Genomic DNA, 16,499 nt, shown 5'->3' with positions numbered 1-16,499 from the left:
CCACGACCCCTCATGGCGGCCCCATACCGATGCCCGTCACCCCCCGCCCAGGCCCCCTCGCCGACTGGCCGCTGCTGCTGGCTGCAGGTCTGCTGAATCTGGTGCTGGTGCTGCCCCTGTGGCTGCGCTTTGGTGAACCCGGGGCACACTGGATCGCCCTGGAGGCCTGGTGGCTGCCGGTGCTGTTCGCCTGGTTGGCTGCCCACTGGACGACCCATGCCGTCCGCGCCACCGTGGCCGTCGTGCTGATACTGGCGGTGGCGGCGGGTTTGGGGGATGCCGCCACGCAGCACTTCCTCGGCCGATCGCTCAACCTGTACTTCGACCTGCCGGCACTGGCCTCGGTCCACCACCTGCTGGTGGGCACCCTGGGCCAGACCGTGGCAGTGGCCATCCTCGCCCTGGGGGCCGTATTGCTCCTGGGGGTCCTGATCGCGGTCTTCCGGGGGCTGCGGCCCATACCGCTGAGCGGTGGCGTGGCCGGGCTCGCCCTGGGTATCGGCGCGCTGGCCGCCGTGCTCACGGTGCTGGAGGTGGCCGGTGAGCGTGTCGTGCCGGTGGCCCGAACCCCGGTGGTGGATACCCTGGCGTTCCAGTCCCGACAGATCCGCGAGACCCATCAGGCCCGCCGCCAGTTCGAAAGCACCGTGGCCGACAGGGAGCGACCAGTGCAGCCCCTGCCCGGTCTGGCCGGGCGGGATGTCTATCTGGTCTTCGTGGAGTCCTACGGGGCTTCGGTGACGGACGATCCGCGGTTCTCCGGCGTTGTACTGCCGCGGCTTGAGGCCATGGCCCCTCGTCTGGAGGCGGCGGGACTGCATGCGGTCACCGGCCGCCTGAATGCGCCCATCCTGGGCGGGCAGTCGTGGCTGGCGCATGCCTCGCTGCTGAGCGGGGTGTGGATCGACAACCCATTGTGGTATCGCCTCCTGCTGGAACTGGGGCAGCCAACGCTGGTGGATGATTTCCAGGCCACCGGTCACGAGACCCTGACGGTGATGCCAGCCATCACCATGCCATGGCCGGAGGGTCGCGCCTATGGCTTCGATCACATCTTCGCCGCTGCCGACCTGGACTATGCCGGTCCGCCGCTGAACTGGGTGACCATGCCCGACCAGTTCACCCTGCATCGCTTCAATGCCCTGCGGGCGAGTGTGGACGCCCCGCTATTCGCCAAGGTGGCCCTGGTGAGCAGCCACGCCCCCTGGACACCCATTCTGCCTCTGATCGACGACTGGGAACAGGTGGCGGATGGGCAGATCTTCGCACCCTGGGGGGACACCGAGCCCAGCCCCGAGACGCTCTGGCAGGACATGGAGCGGGTGCGCGATCACTTTGCCCGCTCGGTGGACTATTCGCTGCATGTCTCCCTGGATTGGGCCCTGCGGTTCCTTGAGGGCGATGCGCTGCTGATCCTGCTGGGGGACCATCAGGCGGCCCCGTTGATCATCGGCGAGGCCCCCTCACCGGCGGTGCCCATGCATCTGATCAGCCGGGATCCCCAGCTGCTGGCACCCTTTCGTGAGCGGGGTTTTGTGCCCGGCCTGGTCCCCCCAAGGCCTGGGCAGCCGGCGGGGATGGATGCCTTCCGCCACTGGCTGCATGCGGACTTTGGTCCTGGGTGAGCCCGGACGCCACCGGCTCATGACGGCGTCCACGCGAGTTATGAGGCGTTTTCGCGCATCCCCTCCAGCTGCTCCCGGAAATCATCGCAGGGATCGGTCATACGATGGCGCGGTGTAAACAGGATCACGTCATACACGCCGTCCATGGCCATCGCGTAATCCTCCAGTGAGTCGTCCCCCTCGCGCACCGCCACGAAGGCCAGGCTCAACACCGGGCCCTGAGCCCCCCGGGCTTCCAGATACCGGGGCACCCCATAGTCACGGCGCACATGGCCGCTGCCGGCGATGAGCACCACCGGGCGGCCTTCGGCCTGCAGCAGGCGATCGGCCATGTGGGCATCCCGGGCCCGCTGGGCATCCACCATGCCGCCGGTGCGCGCCGCCGGAAGATAACCGCAGTGGGCATCGACGATATGCTCGATCAATCGGCGTCCCACCGGTCCCGGCAGAGGCTCATCCAGGCCCAGGCGTCGGCGTTCGACCTCGTCCATATGGTTGCTCAGGCCCTCCCGGCCCACCTGCATCGCCCGCTCGCCGGAGAGGTTGGCCGCCAGCAACGGCTGGTCCTGATCCAGCGCCCACTGCACCAGCGGACGATATTCATCCCAGGGCCAGTGGCGGGCCTCCACACCGGCGGCATGGGCAAGCACATCGGCGTCTCCCTCACCCTGGTCGCGCAGGGTATCCAGCCTTGACTGGTCCTCAAGATCAAAGATCTCCATGGCCAACGCGGGTGCCTTGTCTGCTGCCGCCAGGGCCTGGATCAACTCCAGTTGCAAGGCATGATGATCCGGATTGCCGTGCACCTCTCCCAGCAACAGGATACGCGCCTCCAGAAGCCTTGCTTCCAGCGCCTTCCGGGACAGGGATCGTTGCTCGCTGGGAACCCAGATCTGTCCCACCAGGGGGTGATCCTGCAAGTGCGGTGCCCGCCATTCACGGCCTTCGCTCAGGGCCTGCGCCGGGAGACACAGGAGGGCGCTCAGGCCCATGGCAGACAGCAGATGAGGCAAACGAAATCGCATGGTGGCTTTCCTGCACTGGATTGGTCGGTGACCCCGGGTGGAGGTTTATACTGGTCCCGGCCAGTATTGCCCAAAACCTTTAAAGTAAAAAACACCCTGGAGCCCCTGATGGACCCCGCATTCCTCGCCTTCAGTGACCGTGTCACCACCGCCACATATCCACGCGGCAGGGGGCGTTGAACATGGAAACGGTCCCTTTCATCGACCAGCCCGAGGCGCTCACGGCCTTTTGTGATCGGCTCCAGGGCGTGGAATGGTTTGCCCTGGACACGGAATTCATCCGCGAGAAGACCTATTACCCGCAGCTCTGTCTGATTCAGGTGGCCACCCCCGAGGAAGTCGCCTGCATCGATCCACTCAATCTGGAGGATCTCTCACCGCTCATCCACCTGCTGTTCGACCCGAACATTACCAAGGTGTTGCACGCGGCGAGCCAGGATCTGGAGATCTTTTTTCATCAACAAGGCCGCGTGCCCGGCCCCATCTTCGACACCCAGGTGGCTGCCTCCCTGTTGGGCCATGGGGATCAGGTCGGCTATGGCAAACTGATCCAGCTGGTACTGGGCGTGGAACTGGAAAAGGGGCAGTCGCGCACCGACTGGGCCCAGCGCCCACTGGAGCCGGTACAGCTCAGTTATGCCGCCGATGACGTGCATTACCTGGCCCAGGCCTACCCGGTGATGCGCCAGGCCCTGGAGGACAACGGGCGTCTGGCCTGGCTGGAGGACGATTTTCAGCGCATGCAGGATCCGCGCACCTACCAGCCCGACCCGGAGACCATCTGGCGGCGCCTGAAGGGCATCAACACCCTGCGCGGCGAACAGGCCCTGGCCGTGGCCCGCAACCTGGCCCGCTGGCGTGAACAGGAAGCCATGCACCTGGATCGTCCGCGCCGCTGGCTGCTGCAGGACGAGGTGATCCTGGATCTGGCCCGCCGCAAGCCCCGCGACCTCAAGACCCTGGAACGGGTGAGGGGCCTGGCGGAACAGACCGCGCGCCGCCACGGCGACACCCTGCTGGAACTGATTCGCGAGGGGACCCAATGCCCCTCGGCCGACTGCCCCACCCTGCCCCCGCGGATACGCCTGGAACCTCATCAGGAAGCCCTGGTGGATGTGGCCATGGGCCTGCTGCGCCATCTGGCGCTGAAAAACGACATCAGCCCGGCCGCCATGGCCACCCGTCGTGATCTGGAGGCCCTGGTGTCGGGTGATCCGGAGTGCTCGCTCCTGCAGGGCTGGCGTGCCCGGCTGGCCGGACGGGAACTGGCAGCCTGGCTGCGGGGTGAACTGGAGGTATCGGTGCAGGGCAACGCATTGCAGTTAGACCGCGCTGGGAACCTGGAAAGATGAAGTCGCCCCCGCATGCGCGTTAGACTGCACACTCATTCATGAAAGAAGTTGGAGGAACGGCCGCATGCAGATCGGCAGCAACAAGGTGGTAAGCATCGATTACAAGCTTACCGACGACGAAGGCCGGGTGATCGATCACTCCTCCGAGCGTGGGCCCCTGGCCTACCTTCACGGGGCGGGCAATATCATTCCTGGGCTGGAAACAGCCCTTGAGGGCAAGCAGCAGGGTGACGAACTCAGTGTTCGCGTAGAGCCGGCACAGGCCTACGGAGAGCGGGACGAACAAATGATCCAGACCCTGAGCCGCAGTCAGTTTCAGGGCGTTGATGAACTGGAAGTGGGCATGCAGTTTCACGCCGGCAGCCAGAACGGCGGGGTTCAGGTGGTCACGGTGGTGGCCATCGATGGCGATGATGTCACCATTGATGCCAACCATCCGCTGGCCGGCACCACCTTGAATTTTGATGTCACGGTGCGTGAAGTGCGCGAAGCCTCTGCCGAAGAGGTGGAACACGGTCATGCGCACACCGATGAAGGGGCCAACGATCACTGATCGTCAAGCCGCTTGAAGAGGCCTGAGATTCATAAGGCCAAAAAAAACCCCGCCGGCGATCACTCACCGGCGGGGTTTTTCATGATCGAATTCCGGCTTATTTAGCCTTCAACGGTCACGTTAACGGCCTGCAGACCCTTGGGGCCTTGCTGAACCTGGTAGTTGACCTTCTGGCCTTCAGCCAAGGTCTTGAAGCCATCAGCGGAGATCGCTGAGTAATGCACGAACACGTCGGCACCGCCATCTGCGGGGGCGATAAACCCAAAGCCCTTCGTTTCATTAAACCACTTCACAGTACCGGTAGACATTGATCCTAACCTCAATCTTTTCTTTCAGGTGAGTACAGCTCCATGCAGCGGGCCGGTGCCGACGTCGAACGGACAACTCAAACCGCTACATGAGCCCAGTCTATCCGCTTCCCGCCCCGCACGCCATACCGGTATAACCCCAAGCACTGTATTCAAGGCGGCCGAAGCGAGTGCCCGGGGGATTTTCCCCTTCAGGATCAGGGTATTGGCCGAGCCTCAAATTGCACCATAATATTTACGGTTGAGGCCCGAATCCTCAGCCGAACTGCTCATAAAGTAGAACGCCCCCCCCGGATTGGTGCCAGGCCTGCAAACGGGCTATCCTTGCCTCCTCGTTTCACCTCGTGCTCCCTGGACCCCGACGACCTGCAATGCCCCTTGATGATCCCCGCCAGCAGGCCATCCTGGAGACGGCCCATCGCCTGTTCACCCGCGCCGCTCAATGGTACGACATCACCACCCCGCCTCCGCCCGTGAAACTGAACCTGCGTGGCCGCGCCGCGGGTCAATGGCGCGTGGTCCACGGTGAGGAATCGTTACGCTTCAACCCGCACATCTTCGCACAGGACTGGGACAACCACTTCCCCGATACCGTGGCCCACGAGGTGGCCCACAGCATCATCTACCGACGCTTTGGCCTGGGCACGGAGCGACGACGGCCCCATGGGCCGGAATGGCGGGAAGTCATGTTGAAACTGGGCTTTGAACCCCGGGTGACCCATTCATCGGATCTCTCCGGCGTGCCCATCCGTCGTACCCGTAAGTTTCCCTATCGCTGCAGTTGCAATGTGTACGCCCTGGGCACCCGGCGGCATCGCACGGCCCAGGCCGGGGAGCGCATCTACTATTGCCGCAACTGCGGCGAAACCCTGCGCTTTGCCCCGGAAGAACCGTTGCCGGACACCGGCTGATCCCCTGCCCCCGAACCGGGCATACCCCCGTGGGAGCGACCCTGGTCGCGAATGGTGGCGGCACCTGGCTCTGGGTGCCTTCGATATTCGCTGGCAGGCCAGCTCCCACCGCGCGAGGTTCCCTCGCACCTCAACCATGAGAACGCCTCAGTTGCCCGATTCCAGGGCTTCCCAGCGCTCATAGGCCTGGGCCAGATCGGCTTCCAGGGACTCCATCCGGGTTTGTACCGCAGCGATCTCGTCCTTGGACTGCTGGTAGAAAACCGGATCTGCCATGGTCTGCTGAATGTCAGCCAATTCAGCCTCCAGGGTCTCGATACGCTTGGGCAAGGCCTCCAACTCCCGTTGGTCCTTGTAACCGAGCTTGGCCGGCTTGGCTGCCGGCTTCGCCTTGGCGGACTCCGCAGCACGCTGAGCCTTGGCCGATGCGCCGCCAGAAGACCCGGACCGGGATCTGGGCCGCTGCCGCAACCAATCGGAGTAGCCCCCCACGTATTCCTGGAAATGACCCTCTCCCTCGAAGGCGATGACGCTGGTGGCCACATTATCCAGAAAGTCACGGTCGTGGCTCACCACCAGCACGGTACCGGGGAACTCCACCACCCGCGCCTCCAGCATTTCCAGGGTGTCCGCGTCCAGGTCGTTGGTGGGTTCGTCCAGCACCAGCACGTTGGCGGGACGCGTGAACAATTTGGCCAGCAGCAGGCGGTTGCGCTCGCCACCGGAGAGGGCCTTCACCGGCTGACGGGCGCGGGAGGGCTCGAAGAGAAAATCCTGCAGATACGACAGCACATGACGACTTTCGTCCCCCAGGGTGAGTCGGTCGCGACCCTCGCCCACGTTGTCCATCACGCTGGCCTCTTCGTCCAGGGCGGCCCGGTGCTGATCGAAATAGGCCACCTCCAGATTGGTACCCAGGCGGATATGACCGGACTGAGGCTCCAACTGCCCCAGCAGCAGCTTGAGCAGGGTGGTCTTGCCCGCGCCGTTGGGGCCAAGGATGCCGACCTTGTCGCCACGCATGATCAAAGAGGAAAAGTCCTGGATCACCGGCTTGTCGTCAAAACTGAAATTGACGTTCTCGGCCTCCACCACAATGCGTCCGGAAGGTGCCGCCGAGCGGGTTTGCAGGCGCGCTGTACCCTGGCGTTCACGCCGCTCGCTTCGCTCCGCCCGCAAGGCCTTGAGCGCCCGCACCCGCCCCTCGTTACGGGTGCGCCGGGCCTTGATGCCCTGACGGACCCAGGTCTCTTCCTGAGCGAGCTTCTTGTCGAACAGGGCATTTTGCCGCTCTTCTGCCTCCAGGGCCTCGGCCTTGCGCGTGAGGTAGGTATCGTAGTCACCGGGCCAGCTGGTGAGGCGACCGCGATCCAGTTCAATGATCCGGGTGGCCAGTCGCCGCAGGAAAGCCCGATCGTGGGTAATGAACAGCAACGTGCCCTCAAACCCCAGCAGAAACTCTTCCAGCCACTCGATGGCGGCCACGTCCAGGTGGTTGGTGGGCTCATCCAGCAACAGCAGATCGGGGCCGGTGACCAGGGCCCGGGCCAGTAGCACACGCCGTTTCAGGCCGCCCGACAGACCATGGAACGGGGCGTCCGCCTCCAGCCCCAGGCGCGACAGTACCGTCTCCACCCGTTGTTCCAGCATCCAGCCATCGGCCGCTTCCAGTTCGTGCTGGCACTGTTCCAGGGCCTTGAGCTGAGCCTCATCGGCCCCGGTTTCCATGGCGCGGATCAAGCCATGATAGCGGCGCACCGTCTGCCCCAGACTTCCGAGGCCATCGGCCACCACATCGTAGACACTGCCCTCAACGCCCTGGGGCACCGCCTGCTCCAGCATGGCCACCTTGAGGCCATCACTGCACACGATGTCGCCATCGTCGGCCTGTACCTCGCCCTTGAGCATGCGCATCAGCGTGGACTTGCCCGCTCCATTGCGGCCCACCAGGCACAAACGCTCCCCGGGCTCGATGGTCAGGTCCACCCCATCAAGCAATGGGTGATGACCATAACTGAGTTGGATGTTGCGCATGACCAGCAAAGGCATGAAGGTTCCGGCAAGGTTTGGGTGTACCGGCATTGTACCCGGAAGGCGCGGGTCTCAGACGATCACCCAAGCGGCCAGGTGACACCCATGGCCCAAACATCAGTAAAATGGGAGGCTATCCACCCATCACCCGATGAGCATGCCTTGAAACTCCTGGCCTCTGAGTACCGGCACTGGCGCAACAAATCCATCACCCTGCTGGGGATGTCCGGCGTGGGCAAGACGCGTCTGTCTCACCTGCTGAGACGCGCTCACTGGTTCCATTACTCCGGCGACTACCGCATCGGCAGCCGTTATCTGGACGAGCCCATCCTGGACAATATCAAGCGTCAGGTGATGCACATCGAATTTTTGAGGGATCTGCTGCGCTCGGACTCCATCAGCATCGTCAACAACCTGTCGGTGGACAACCTTCAGCCGGTTTCCAGCTTCCTGGGCAAGCTGGGCAACCCGGAGAAGGGGGGGCTGTCACTGAAGGAGTTCAAGCGCCGCCAGCGCCTGCACCATGATGCCGAAGTGAACGCCATGCGGGATGTGCCGGATTTCATCCGCAAGGCCCATGAGATCTATGGTTTCGACCATGTGGTTAACGACGCTGGCGGCAGCGTGTGCGAGCTGGACGATCCCGGCGTGATGGAATTGCTGGCAGAGCATTCCCTGATCATCTACATCAAGGCCACCGATCGGGATGAGCGGGAACTGATCCAGCGAGCCGAGGAAAGCCCCAAGCCACTGTATTACCGGGAGGACTTCCTGGATCGGGAACTGGATGTTTATCTTGCGGAAAACAATCTGCGTTACGTGGCCCAGATCGACCCGGATCAGTTCGTGCGCTGGATGTTCCCGCGCCTGTTCCGTGACCGTCTACCCCGCTACGAGGCCCTCGCGGAGCAGTACGGCTACACCATCACCACGGATGAACTGGCACAGGTACAGAGCGAAGACCAGTTCAATGAATTGATCGAGCAGGCACTGGAAAGACAGGCCTACTGAACCCCGGACCCGGATCACCACCATGCCGCTTGTTGCCAACTCTGAACTGCCCACCTTTGCCCGACTCCAGCAGGAAGGCCAGACGGTGCTGGCCGGTGCCTACGCTCTGCGTCAGGACATCCGGGCCATGCATATCGGGCTGCTGAACATGATGCCCGACGCCGCCTTGGCAGCCACCGAGCGCCAGTTCTTCCGGCTGGTGGGCGAAAGCAACCAGATCGCCCAGTTCTATCTGCATCCCTTCACCCTGGACGCCCTGGAACGCGGACCCAAGGGACGCGAGCATGTGGAGCGGCACTATGAGCCCTGGGAACGGATTCAGGAGCAGGGCCTGGACGCCCTGATCATCACCGGTGCCAATGTCACCCAGCCGGATCTCTCGCTGGAGCCCTTCTGGGAACCCCTGATCCAGGTGATCGACTGGGCCCACGAGAACGTGACCTCCACCCTGTGCTCCTGCCTGGCCACCCACGCGGTGATGCAGTTCCGCTACGGTCAGACCCGCAGCCCCCTGGGCTTCAAGCGCTGGGGAGTGTATTCCCATCGGGTGGTGGATCGTACCCACCCCCTTGTGGCGGGCGTGAACACCCGCTTCGACGTGCCCCATTCCCGCTTCAACCATGTGTCCCGGGAGCAGTTCGAGGCCGCCGGGCTCAAGGTGCTGGCGGAAAGCGAGGAGGCCGGCGTGCACCTGGCAGTGAGCGAGGACGAGTTCCGCATCGTCTTCTTTCAGGGGCACCCGGAATACGACCTCATCAGTCTGCTCAAGGAGTACAAGCGGGAAGTCAGGCGCTACGCCGCGGGGGAACGCCCCGATTACCCACCCATCGTGCAGAACTATTTCAGCCTCAAGAGTCAGGCCATCCTCGAAGAGCATCGGGAACAACTGAACCTGGCCCTGGCTCGCCATGAAGAACCCCCGGCCTTTCCCGAGCAACTCATCACCGAGCAACTGGACAACACCTGGCACGATACCGCCGAGGCGGTGATCAACAACTGGATCGGCAACGTCTACCAATACACCCACATTGATCGCAAACGCCCCTTCCGCGACGAAGTGGACCCAGGCAACCCCCTGAATCGCACTCGGGGCTGAACCAGCGCGCATCAAGAAGGACCCCGCTCATGCCAGCACAACCGCCCTTTCAGCAGCCCGCGCGCCCCGTGGTGGAACTCTACGAGACCCTCACGGGCGACGAGGACGCCCGCGTCTGCAAGGACATTCCCGATGCCGCCTGCCGGGTACAGCCGGCCAATTTCTTCGTCCACCTGGTCTCCAACACCGCTTCCAAGATCGGTGATGAACTGGCCAGTGCCCGGCTGGTGCTGGCCTGGCTTATGGCTGCCCTGGGCGCCCCCGCGGCACTGGCCGGTTTCCTGGTGCCCATCCGCGAATCCGGTTCCCTGCTGCCACAATTGTTCGTGGCTGCCCACATCCGCCGCGCGGCGGTGCGCAAATGGTTCTGGGTGTGGGGCAGCGTGGGTCAGGCGGTGGCGGTCATGCTCATGGCGGTGGTGGCCCTCACCCTCACCGGGGCTGCCGCCGGCTGGGCCATCATCGGTCTTCTGACTCTGTTCGCCCTGTCCCGGGGGGTCAACTCTGTGGCCTCCAAGGACGTACTGGGCAAGACCATCGCCAAACAGCGCCGCGGCACCCTCATGGGCTATGCCGCCGCAGCCGCCGGCGCCGTCACCCTGGCCGTGGGGGTGTGGCTCACCTTCCAGGCTAGCGAGGGTGCGGGCATCGGCTTCTTCGTGGCCCTGCTCATGATCGCCGGCGGGTTGTGGTTGCTGGCTGCCCTGGTCTTTGCCGCCCTCAAGGAGGCCCCCGGTGCCACCGAGGGCGGTGGCAACGCCGTCAGCGAGGGCCTGCGTTCCCTGAGCCTGATGCGCACGGATCGCCCCTTCAGGCATTTCGTGATCACCCGGGCCCTGCTCATGACCACCGCCCTGGCCCTGCCCTTCTACGTGATGCTGGCCCAGCAGGAAGGGTCCGGTGATATCTCCGGCCTGGGCATCCTGATCATTGCCACCGGCCTGGCCGGCGCCCTCAGCGCCCCCTTCTGGGGGCGCTTCTCGGATCGCTCCAGCCGTCAGGTGCTGATGCTCTCCGGAGCCATGGCCGGGCTTCTGGGGATCCTGGTTTTCGCCCTGGTGACTGCAGGCGTGGACTGGGCCGCCACCCCCTGGGCCTTCGCTGGCTACCTGTTCTTGATGGGCATTGCCCACGCCGGTATCCGCCTGGGCCGCAAGACCTACCTGGTGGACATGGCCACCACCGAGACCCGCGCCGCCTACACCGCTGTGAGCAATACCCTGATCGGCGCCCTGCTCCTGGTAGGCGGCCTGTTCGGCATGGTGGCCCAACTGGCCGGCACCGCCGCCGCCATCCTGGTGCTCTCTCTGATCACCCTGGCCGGCGTCGCCAGCGCCTGGCGACTCGAAGAGGTGCAATAGGATCGGCTGCCCCTCCCGTGGGAGCGGCCCTCGGCCGCGAAGTTTTTTTACAGGCGAAGCCTCATGACCATCCAGCCCTGCCGAGGGGGGTGATCCTTGCGGCGGGACGCCGTGAATACATCCCTGTAGGCTTGGCCACCGCATCCATGCGGTGAACACCCGCCTCCAGGATCACCCCCCTCGGCAGGGCGCACCCCCGGGCCCTGAAACCCAGGGCGCCCAAGCCAAGACCTGCCTCTATCCACAGAGCAAACATGGAGGCTGCGATCTTGGCGGGCAGGCCCGCTCCCACAAAAACCATGCCGACACAGGGGCGGGGGCGTTGGGCTAGCCGGCGGCCATTCGGGGGGCGTTGGCGGGTTCATCCGCTGCCCCGGCGGTGTGCAGGGCTGCCAGGTGTTCCACATCGCACAGCTTCTCCAACTGCCGGGCCAGCATGGAAGGGTCACGACTGCCAGCCACCTTGAGACGCACGTGATAGCGATGGCCGTCGTCATCCAGGCGCACATGCATGTCCCGCACCTCGAAACCCCGGGAACGCACCGTGCGCAGAATTCGCTCAAGACTGCCATCGGCCGGTCGGGCCAGTAACTGAAATTGCGGGTTCATGCCACATCCTCCTCGATCATCTGGTCATTGGACATGCCCGGCCCGACGATGGGCCAGACATTCTGTTCCCGGGCCACCGGGATATGCAGGAGCAAGGGACCCTGGGTCTCGAGGCAGGCCTCGATGGCGGCATCCACCGCATCCACGCCCTCGATGCGCAGCGCCGGGATACCGAAGGCCTGGGCCACCTGGACAAAGTCCGGGTTATCGGACAGATCCACCTCCGCCAGGCGTCCCTCATAGAAGAGCTCCTGCTGCTGGCGCACCATGCCCAGGTACTGGTTATCAAAGATCACCATCTTCACCGGCAGGTTGTAACGGCGCAGGGTGGCCAGCTCCTGCACGTTCATCATGAAGGAGCCATCGCCACTGATATTGATCACCTGGGCGCTGGGGTGCGCCACCTGGGCGCCGATGGCCGCCGGCAGGCCGAAACCCATGGCCCCCAGCCCGCCGCTGCTCAGGTGCCGACGCGGGTGCGGAAAACCGTAGAACTGGGCCACCCACATCTGATGCTGGCCCACGTCACAGGCGATATGGGTGTGGGCATCGGCCTGCTCAGAGAGGCGCCTGAGAAAACGCAGGGCCGGAAAGGCATCGCCCTTTTCCGGCGGCAGACGAAAATCCCCCATCCGGCGCAGCTCGGCGCAGTGCGCCCGCCAGGCCTCGGTGGACAAGGGCGTGGCCAGTGCCGGCAACAGGCGGTTCAGATCCCCCAGCAGCGACACCTGAGGCGGGCGCAGCTTGGAGACCTCGGCCGCATCCACATCCAGGTGGACCACTCGGGCATGGGGGGCAAAATCTGCCAGCCGCCCGGTCGCTCGATCATCGAAGCGCGCCCCCACCACCACCAATAGATCACAGGCCTGCACGGCCCGATTGGCGCAGGGCGCCCCATGCATCCCCAGCATCCCCATGTTCAGGGGGTGATCCGCGGCCAGCAGGCCCAAACCCTTGAGGGTGGTGACCACCGGCGCCCCGGTGGTTTCAACAAACCCACGAAATGCCTCCACCGCCTCGGCCAGCACCACGCCACCACCGGCATAGATGATGGGCTGGGCCGCCTCGGCCAGCAGCGCCCGGGCCTGAGCCAGCCCCATGTCATCGAGCCCTGGAACGTCATCAGCAATGGCCGCCTCCCCGGGCGCCATGGGCTTCGCCGCGGGCAGAGGGGCCAGTTGCACGTCCTTGGGAATATCCACCCAGACCGGGCCGGGACGCCCCTCCTGGGCCAGATGGATGGCCTCCTCCAGGATGGCGGGCAGATCCTCCACCCGGCGCACCAGATAGCTGTGCTTGGTGATGGGGAGCGTCAGTCCCAGGACGTCGGTCTCCTGAAAGGCGTCGGTGCCCATGAGTCCGGTGGGCACCTGGCCGGTGATCACCAGCAGGGGCACCGAGTCCATATAGGCATCCGCAATCGCAGTGATGAGGTTGGTGGCACCGGGGCCGGAAGTGGCGATGCACACCCCCAGCTGTCCCGAGGATCGGGCAAAGCCATTGGCGGCAAAACCAGCGGCCTGTTCGTGACGGGTCAGAACATGCTTCAGGGCACCGGGTTGCCGGGCCAGGGCATCATACAGGGGCATGATGGCGCCGCCGGGATAACCGAACACCGTCTCCACTCCCTGGCGCCGCAGGATCTGGATCACGGTATCGGCGCCATTGGCGGCATCGTCCTGAGCAGCGGGCGATGTGCCGGGATGATCCGGGGCTTGAGCCCCGTCGGCATTGGCGGCTTGGCTGGGCGGCATGGTGTCACTCTCCTGCTGAATCCTGTTTTTGGGGCGGCCAAAACGCAAAAACCCCCGGGGGGTGCCCGGGGGTTTTTGAAGGTATCGGATCGGTGTGGTCAGATCGTCAGCGCAACAGGCCCCCGGGCCGTGGAGGTTCCACGACTACCAGTACCCGTACGCTGACGATGTGGTTGAACATTAAATGACGATCTCGATCGTTACGTTGTTTGCTTGGTTTTTCATATTAAGCGCCCCAAAACTGCTTGGCAAGCCCTTCCACCCCCTGGCGCAGGCATCGGATCACCGATTTGCGCCCCGACACCCCCAGCGCACGGGCCGTGGCCTCCCAGGAGCGCTGCTGCAGCAGACACATCACCAGGGCATGACGCTGCTCCCTGGGCAACCCGGTCAGGCGGGCCGGATCGGACAGTCCCCAACGGATCAGGGCATCCAGTTCGGGCAGACAGGCCTCGAAGGGCCGCTGCCAACGGGCAAAGGCCTCCAGGGCCGGGATATCCCGGGGCTCGGGGGGCGGAGTATCCGAACCGGCGCCGAGAGCCACCACCAGGTCCGGCTCCATCCAGCACAAGGGACCGGCCAGCAACCGCGGCAGGCCGCGAACGAAGTGGCTCCGCGTGGGTTCCATGGCCTGTCGCCCCTCCGGCGTGAGCGGGCGCAATACCGTAGCCCCCCAGCCACCACTGCTCACCTCAGGTTTGACGCCGATGCGGGTGATCTCAAACCCCTCACCACGCCAGAAATCCAGGAGCCCCTGGGTGGCACCAAAGCCGGCCCCCACCAGATCCGCACCATCCTGGCGGGCATGATCCACCACCTGCTTCAACAAGGCCGTACCCAGTCCTTGTCGTTGCAGTCGGGGATGCACGGCGATCCGCACCACCCGTTCATAGCCAAGGCGGCCCGCAGCCGGCGGGGCCCCGCCATAGAGGATCATCCCCACCGGCAAGAAGTGCCCCTGGGGTCGGCGCCGGCCCTGAGCCACGGCCCGGTTCACGTCATCATTCAGCCCCCCTTCCCGGGCCAGCAGGGCCACCGCCAGCACCTGCCCCTGATGGCGCCAGGCCAGCACCTGAAGGTGGGGGTCATCCAGCAGACGCTGCAGATCCGAGGGACGGGTGCGGTAATGGGCCAGCACCAGCAGACCGAAGACCTGCTCCAGAAGTGACTCATTCTCCAGCCACAGAGACGGTGACAACACCTCGGCCACGCCCTCCTCAGGATCCGGACAGGTGTCATCCTCCAGGTTGACCGGCCGTGGGCTGAGCATCAACAGGCGATCCATGAGAGCCTCCACAGGGTCATCCACCGCCCACCGAATGGGCTGAGTCAGGTGCAGGAAACGGGTCTGCGGGACACGGCGCCGCAGGATCCCCTGGAAGCGTGTTGCAAATCCCTGCCCGGCCCCCTCATAGCCATGAAGGGTGGTGGCAAAGGCGACCCGTTGATGCCCTTCCAGCAGTCGGATAAGCCAGTGCACGGGGAGCCCGGCCGCCTCATCCACCAGCAGCAGATCTGCCGACGTGTCACAGGCCTCGTCCGGGGGGCCATATTCCATCATGGCACCCGGCACCTCCAGCCGGTGCCCTCCCTCCTGCCTCACTGCCAGGCCCCGGTTCTCCAGACCCGCCCGGGCATGAACGAACACCGGCGCCACCGAAGCAAGACGTGGGGCCGTGACCAGGATGCGATAGGGGGCATCGGGCACCGCCAGGTGACGACGGCTCACCAGGAGCGCGGCGGCGGCCATGCCCAGGGCAGCGGACTTGCCCCGGCCCCGGTCAGCGGTGAGCACCAGTGGACGCCTGGCCCGCCCCCTCGCTAGATGTTCCAGGGCCTGCACCGCCTGCCGCTGATCGGTTGTGAGGCAACCGTCCTCATCCGGTATCCGGGGCATGCCGACTGATACAGGCAAGGGCAACGGCAGATCCGGCGTCGTCACGCACCCGTGTGAGGGGTTCAATGGGACCAGTCCCCAGGCCTCCAGAACGCGCAGGCACCGCTGCCCGAAACGGGAAGCCTGCGCCTGCTCCCGGGGCAGGATCAACAGAACCACACCGCCCCCGCGCACCGCCCCCGTCGCAGCCCCCAGGGCATCGGGGTGCAAGCCAGCGGTGGCGTCCAGGATCAGGGCATCCAGCGTCCGGCCCAGCAGGGTATCGGCCTGGGCCGCAGGCAAAAGTGGGCACGAGGCCGGAGAGGCCGATGCGGGCCCCACCCAGGTCATCCGCGTGGTTTCGCACACCCCCCTGGTCCAGTCCCGGGCCAGCGTTTGCATGGGCCCGGCGGGGCCGGCCAGCCAGACAAGGCGACGGTGTTCCGGGGAATTGGCCGGTGTGGCCAGAACCTGGGCGCAGGAAATCGGGAGTCGATGCGCCGGGTCATGCCGGTCAACCTGGGATGAGAACATGGTTTTGCCGTCAGGGCCGAAGCTGCATGCTGCTTGTGGGGAAGACTGAGATCACAGGAACGCAAAAATGTGAAACAGTTATAGCATCCAACCAGGGGCAGGCGTATGATCCTGGCAGCAGACATTGTGAAAGCCCTGACTGGACGGGCCTGAATCGCTTGATGGTATGGACTTCACTCGCTCTGCTCTATTGTTCTTTTGATCGAGGTAATACTGAAGTGCTGACTGGTACCGTGAAGTGGTTTAACGAAAGCAAGGGCTTTGGATTCATCACCCCCGATGATGGCGGCAAGGATGTCTTTGTACATTTCTCGTCCATCGATGGCGGTGGTTTCCGCACACTGGCCGAAGGCCAGAAGGTCTCCTTTGAGACCCAGACCACGCCCAAGGGCATGGCTGCGGCGAACGTCAAGGCCGTCTGATCCGGCGGTGGGGCGGCAGGCTGCAGTCTGC

Annotated in this window: 14 protein-coding genes; 8 read left to right on the top strand and 6 right to left on the bottom strand. The window is 64.6% G+C overall.

What is annotated here, in order from left to right; translation table 11 throughout:
• Positions 1-29 precede the first annotated feature (29 nt).
• Positions 30-1,625, top strand: coding sequence for a sulfatase (locus LPW29_RS01400; RefSeq protein WP_238626507.1), 1,596 nt, complete (start codon positions 30-32; stop codon positions 1,623-1,625).
• A gap of 38 nt (positions 1,626-1,663) precedes the next feature.
• On the opposite strand, the gene LPW29_RS01395 is transcribed toward LPW29_RS01400, so the two are convergent.
• The gene (locus LPW29_RS01395) at positions 1,664-2,650 is read right to left on the bottom strand and encodes a ChaN family lipoprotein (RefSeq protein WP_238626506.1); all 987 of its coding nucleotides are present in this window, start codon (positions 2,648-2,650) and stop codon (positions 1,664-1,666) included.
• Positions 2,651-2,832: 182 nt separating this feature from the next.
• Between LPW29_RS01395 and rnd the strand changes: the two genes are divergently transcribed.
• Entirely contained in the window at positions 2,833-4,002 is a 1,170-nt protein-coding gene (gene rnd / locus LPW29_RS01390) for a ribonuclease D (protein ID WP_090255168.1), read from the top strand.
• 64 nt (positions 4,003-4,066) lie between these two features.
• Positions 4,067-4,555, top strand: a complete 489-nt coding sequence (locus tag LPW29_RS01385; RefSeq protein ID WP_090255170.1) for an FKBP-type peptidyl-prolyl cis-trans isomerase — start codon at positions 4,067-4,069, stop codon at positions 4,553-4,555.
• 101 nt (positions 4,556-4,656) lie between these two features.
• Here the strand turns inward: LPW29_RS01385 and cspE are convergent, their stop codons facing one another.
• Positions 4,657-4,863 carry a transcription antiterminator/RNA stability regulator CspE gene (cspE, locus tag LPW29_RS01380; RefSeq protein WP_025280460.1) on the bottom strand — a complete coding sequence of 69 codons (207 nt, stop codon included), beginning with the start codon at positions 4,861-4,863 and terminating at the stop codon, positions 4,657-4,659.
• 371 nt (positions 4,864-5,234) lie between these two features.
• Here cspE and LPW29_RS01375 point away from each other — a divergent pair, with 371 nt between their 5' ends.
• Positions 5,235-5,774: a SprT family zinc-dependent metalloprotease gene (locus LPW29_RS01375; RefSeq protein WP_238626505.1), complete on the top strand. Its 540-nt coding sequence runs from the start codon at positions 5,235-5,237 to the stop codon at positions 5,772-5,774.
• Positions 5,775-5,921: 147 nt separating this feature from the next.
• Here LPW29_RS01375 and uup read toward each other — a convergent pair whose 3' ends face one another.
• Positions 5,922-7,823, bottom strand: coding sequence for an ATP-binding cassette ATPase Uup (gene uup, locus LPW29_RS01370; protein WP_238626504.1), 1,902 nt, complete (start codon positions 7,821-7,823; stop codon positions 5,922-5,924).
• A gap of 144 nt (positions 7,824-7,967) precedes the next feature.
• Here uup and LPW29_RS01365 point away from each other — a divergent pair, with 144 nt between their 5' ends.
• The 3 genes from LPW29_RS01365 to LPW29_RS01355 are packed head-to-tail and all read left to right on the top strand — an operon-like array spanning position 7,968 to position 11,273.
• Complete coding sequence (locus tag LPW29_RS01365) at positions 7,968-8,816, top strand: ATPase (RefSeq protein WP_090255175.1); 849 nt, start codon at positions 7,968-7,970, stop codon at positions 8,814-8,816.
• Positions 8,817-8,838: 22 nt separating this feature from the next.
• Positions 8,839-9,912, top strand: coding sequence for a homoserine O-succinyltransferase MetA (metA, locus tag LPW29_RS01360; protein WP_238626503.1), 1,074 nt, complete (start codon positions 8,839-8,841; stop codon positions 9,910-9,912).
• 29 nt (positions 9,913-9,941) lie between these two features.
• Complete coding sequence (locus LPW29_RS01355; RefSeq protein WP_238626502.1) at positions 9,942-11,273, top strand: MFS transporter; 1,332 nt, start codon at positions 9,942-9,944, stop codon at positions 11,271-11,273.
• A 327-nt stretch (positions 11,274-11,600) separates the two neighbouring features.
• Here LPW29_RS01355 and LPW29_RS01350 read toward each other — a convergent pair whose 3' ends face one another.
• The 3 genes from LPW29_RS01350 to LPW29_RS01340 all read right to left on the bottom strand — a co-directional run bounded on the left by LPW29_RS01350 (position 11,601) and on the right by LPW29_RS01340 (position 16,046).
• On the bottom strand, positions 11,601-11,882 hold the full coding sequence (locus tag LPW29_RS01350; protein WP_090255182.1) for an ACT domain-containing protein: 282 nt from the start codon (positions 11,880-11,882) through the stop codon (positions 11,601-11,603).
• Positions 11,879-13,636 carry an acetolactate synthase 2 catalytic subunit gene (ilvG, locus tag LPW29_RS01345; protein ID WP_238626501.1) on the bottom strand — a complete coding sequence of 586 codons (1,758 nt, stop codon included), beginning with the start codon at positions 13,634-13,636 and terminating at the stop codon, positions 11,879-11,881. Before ilvG ends, LPW29_RS01350 begins: the two co-directional genes overlap by 4 nt.
• A 226-nt stretch (positions 13,637-13,862) precedes the next feature.
• Positions 13,863-16,046 (bottom strand): tRNA(Met) cytidine acetyltransferase TmcA, encoded by a 2,184-nt coding sequence (locus LPW29_RS01340; RefSeq protein WP_238626500.1) that lies wholly within the window; start codon positions 16,044-16,046, stop codon positions 13,863-13,865.
• A gap of 218 nt (positions 16,047-16,264) precedes the next feature.
• Here LPW29_RS01340 and LPW29_RS01335 point away from each other — a divergent pair, with 218 nt between their 5' ends.
• Positions 16,265-16,468, top strand: a complete 204-nt coding sequence (locus LPW29_RS01335; RefSeq protein WP_090255187.1) for a cold-shock protein — start codon at positions 16,265-16,267, stop codon at positions 16,466-16,468.
• The last annotated feature ends 31 nt before the right edge of the window (positions 16,469-16,499 follow it).

The organism is Ectothiorhodospira sp. 9100 (genome assembly GCF_022227565.1).
Lineage (GTDB): Bacteria > Pseudomonadota > Gammaproteobacteria > Ectothiorhodospirales > Ectothiorhodospiraceae > Ectothiorhodospira > Ectothiorhodospira marina.
This window is presented reverse-complemented; position numbering and strand designations above follow the sequence as displayed.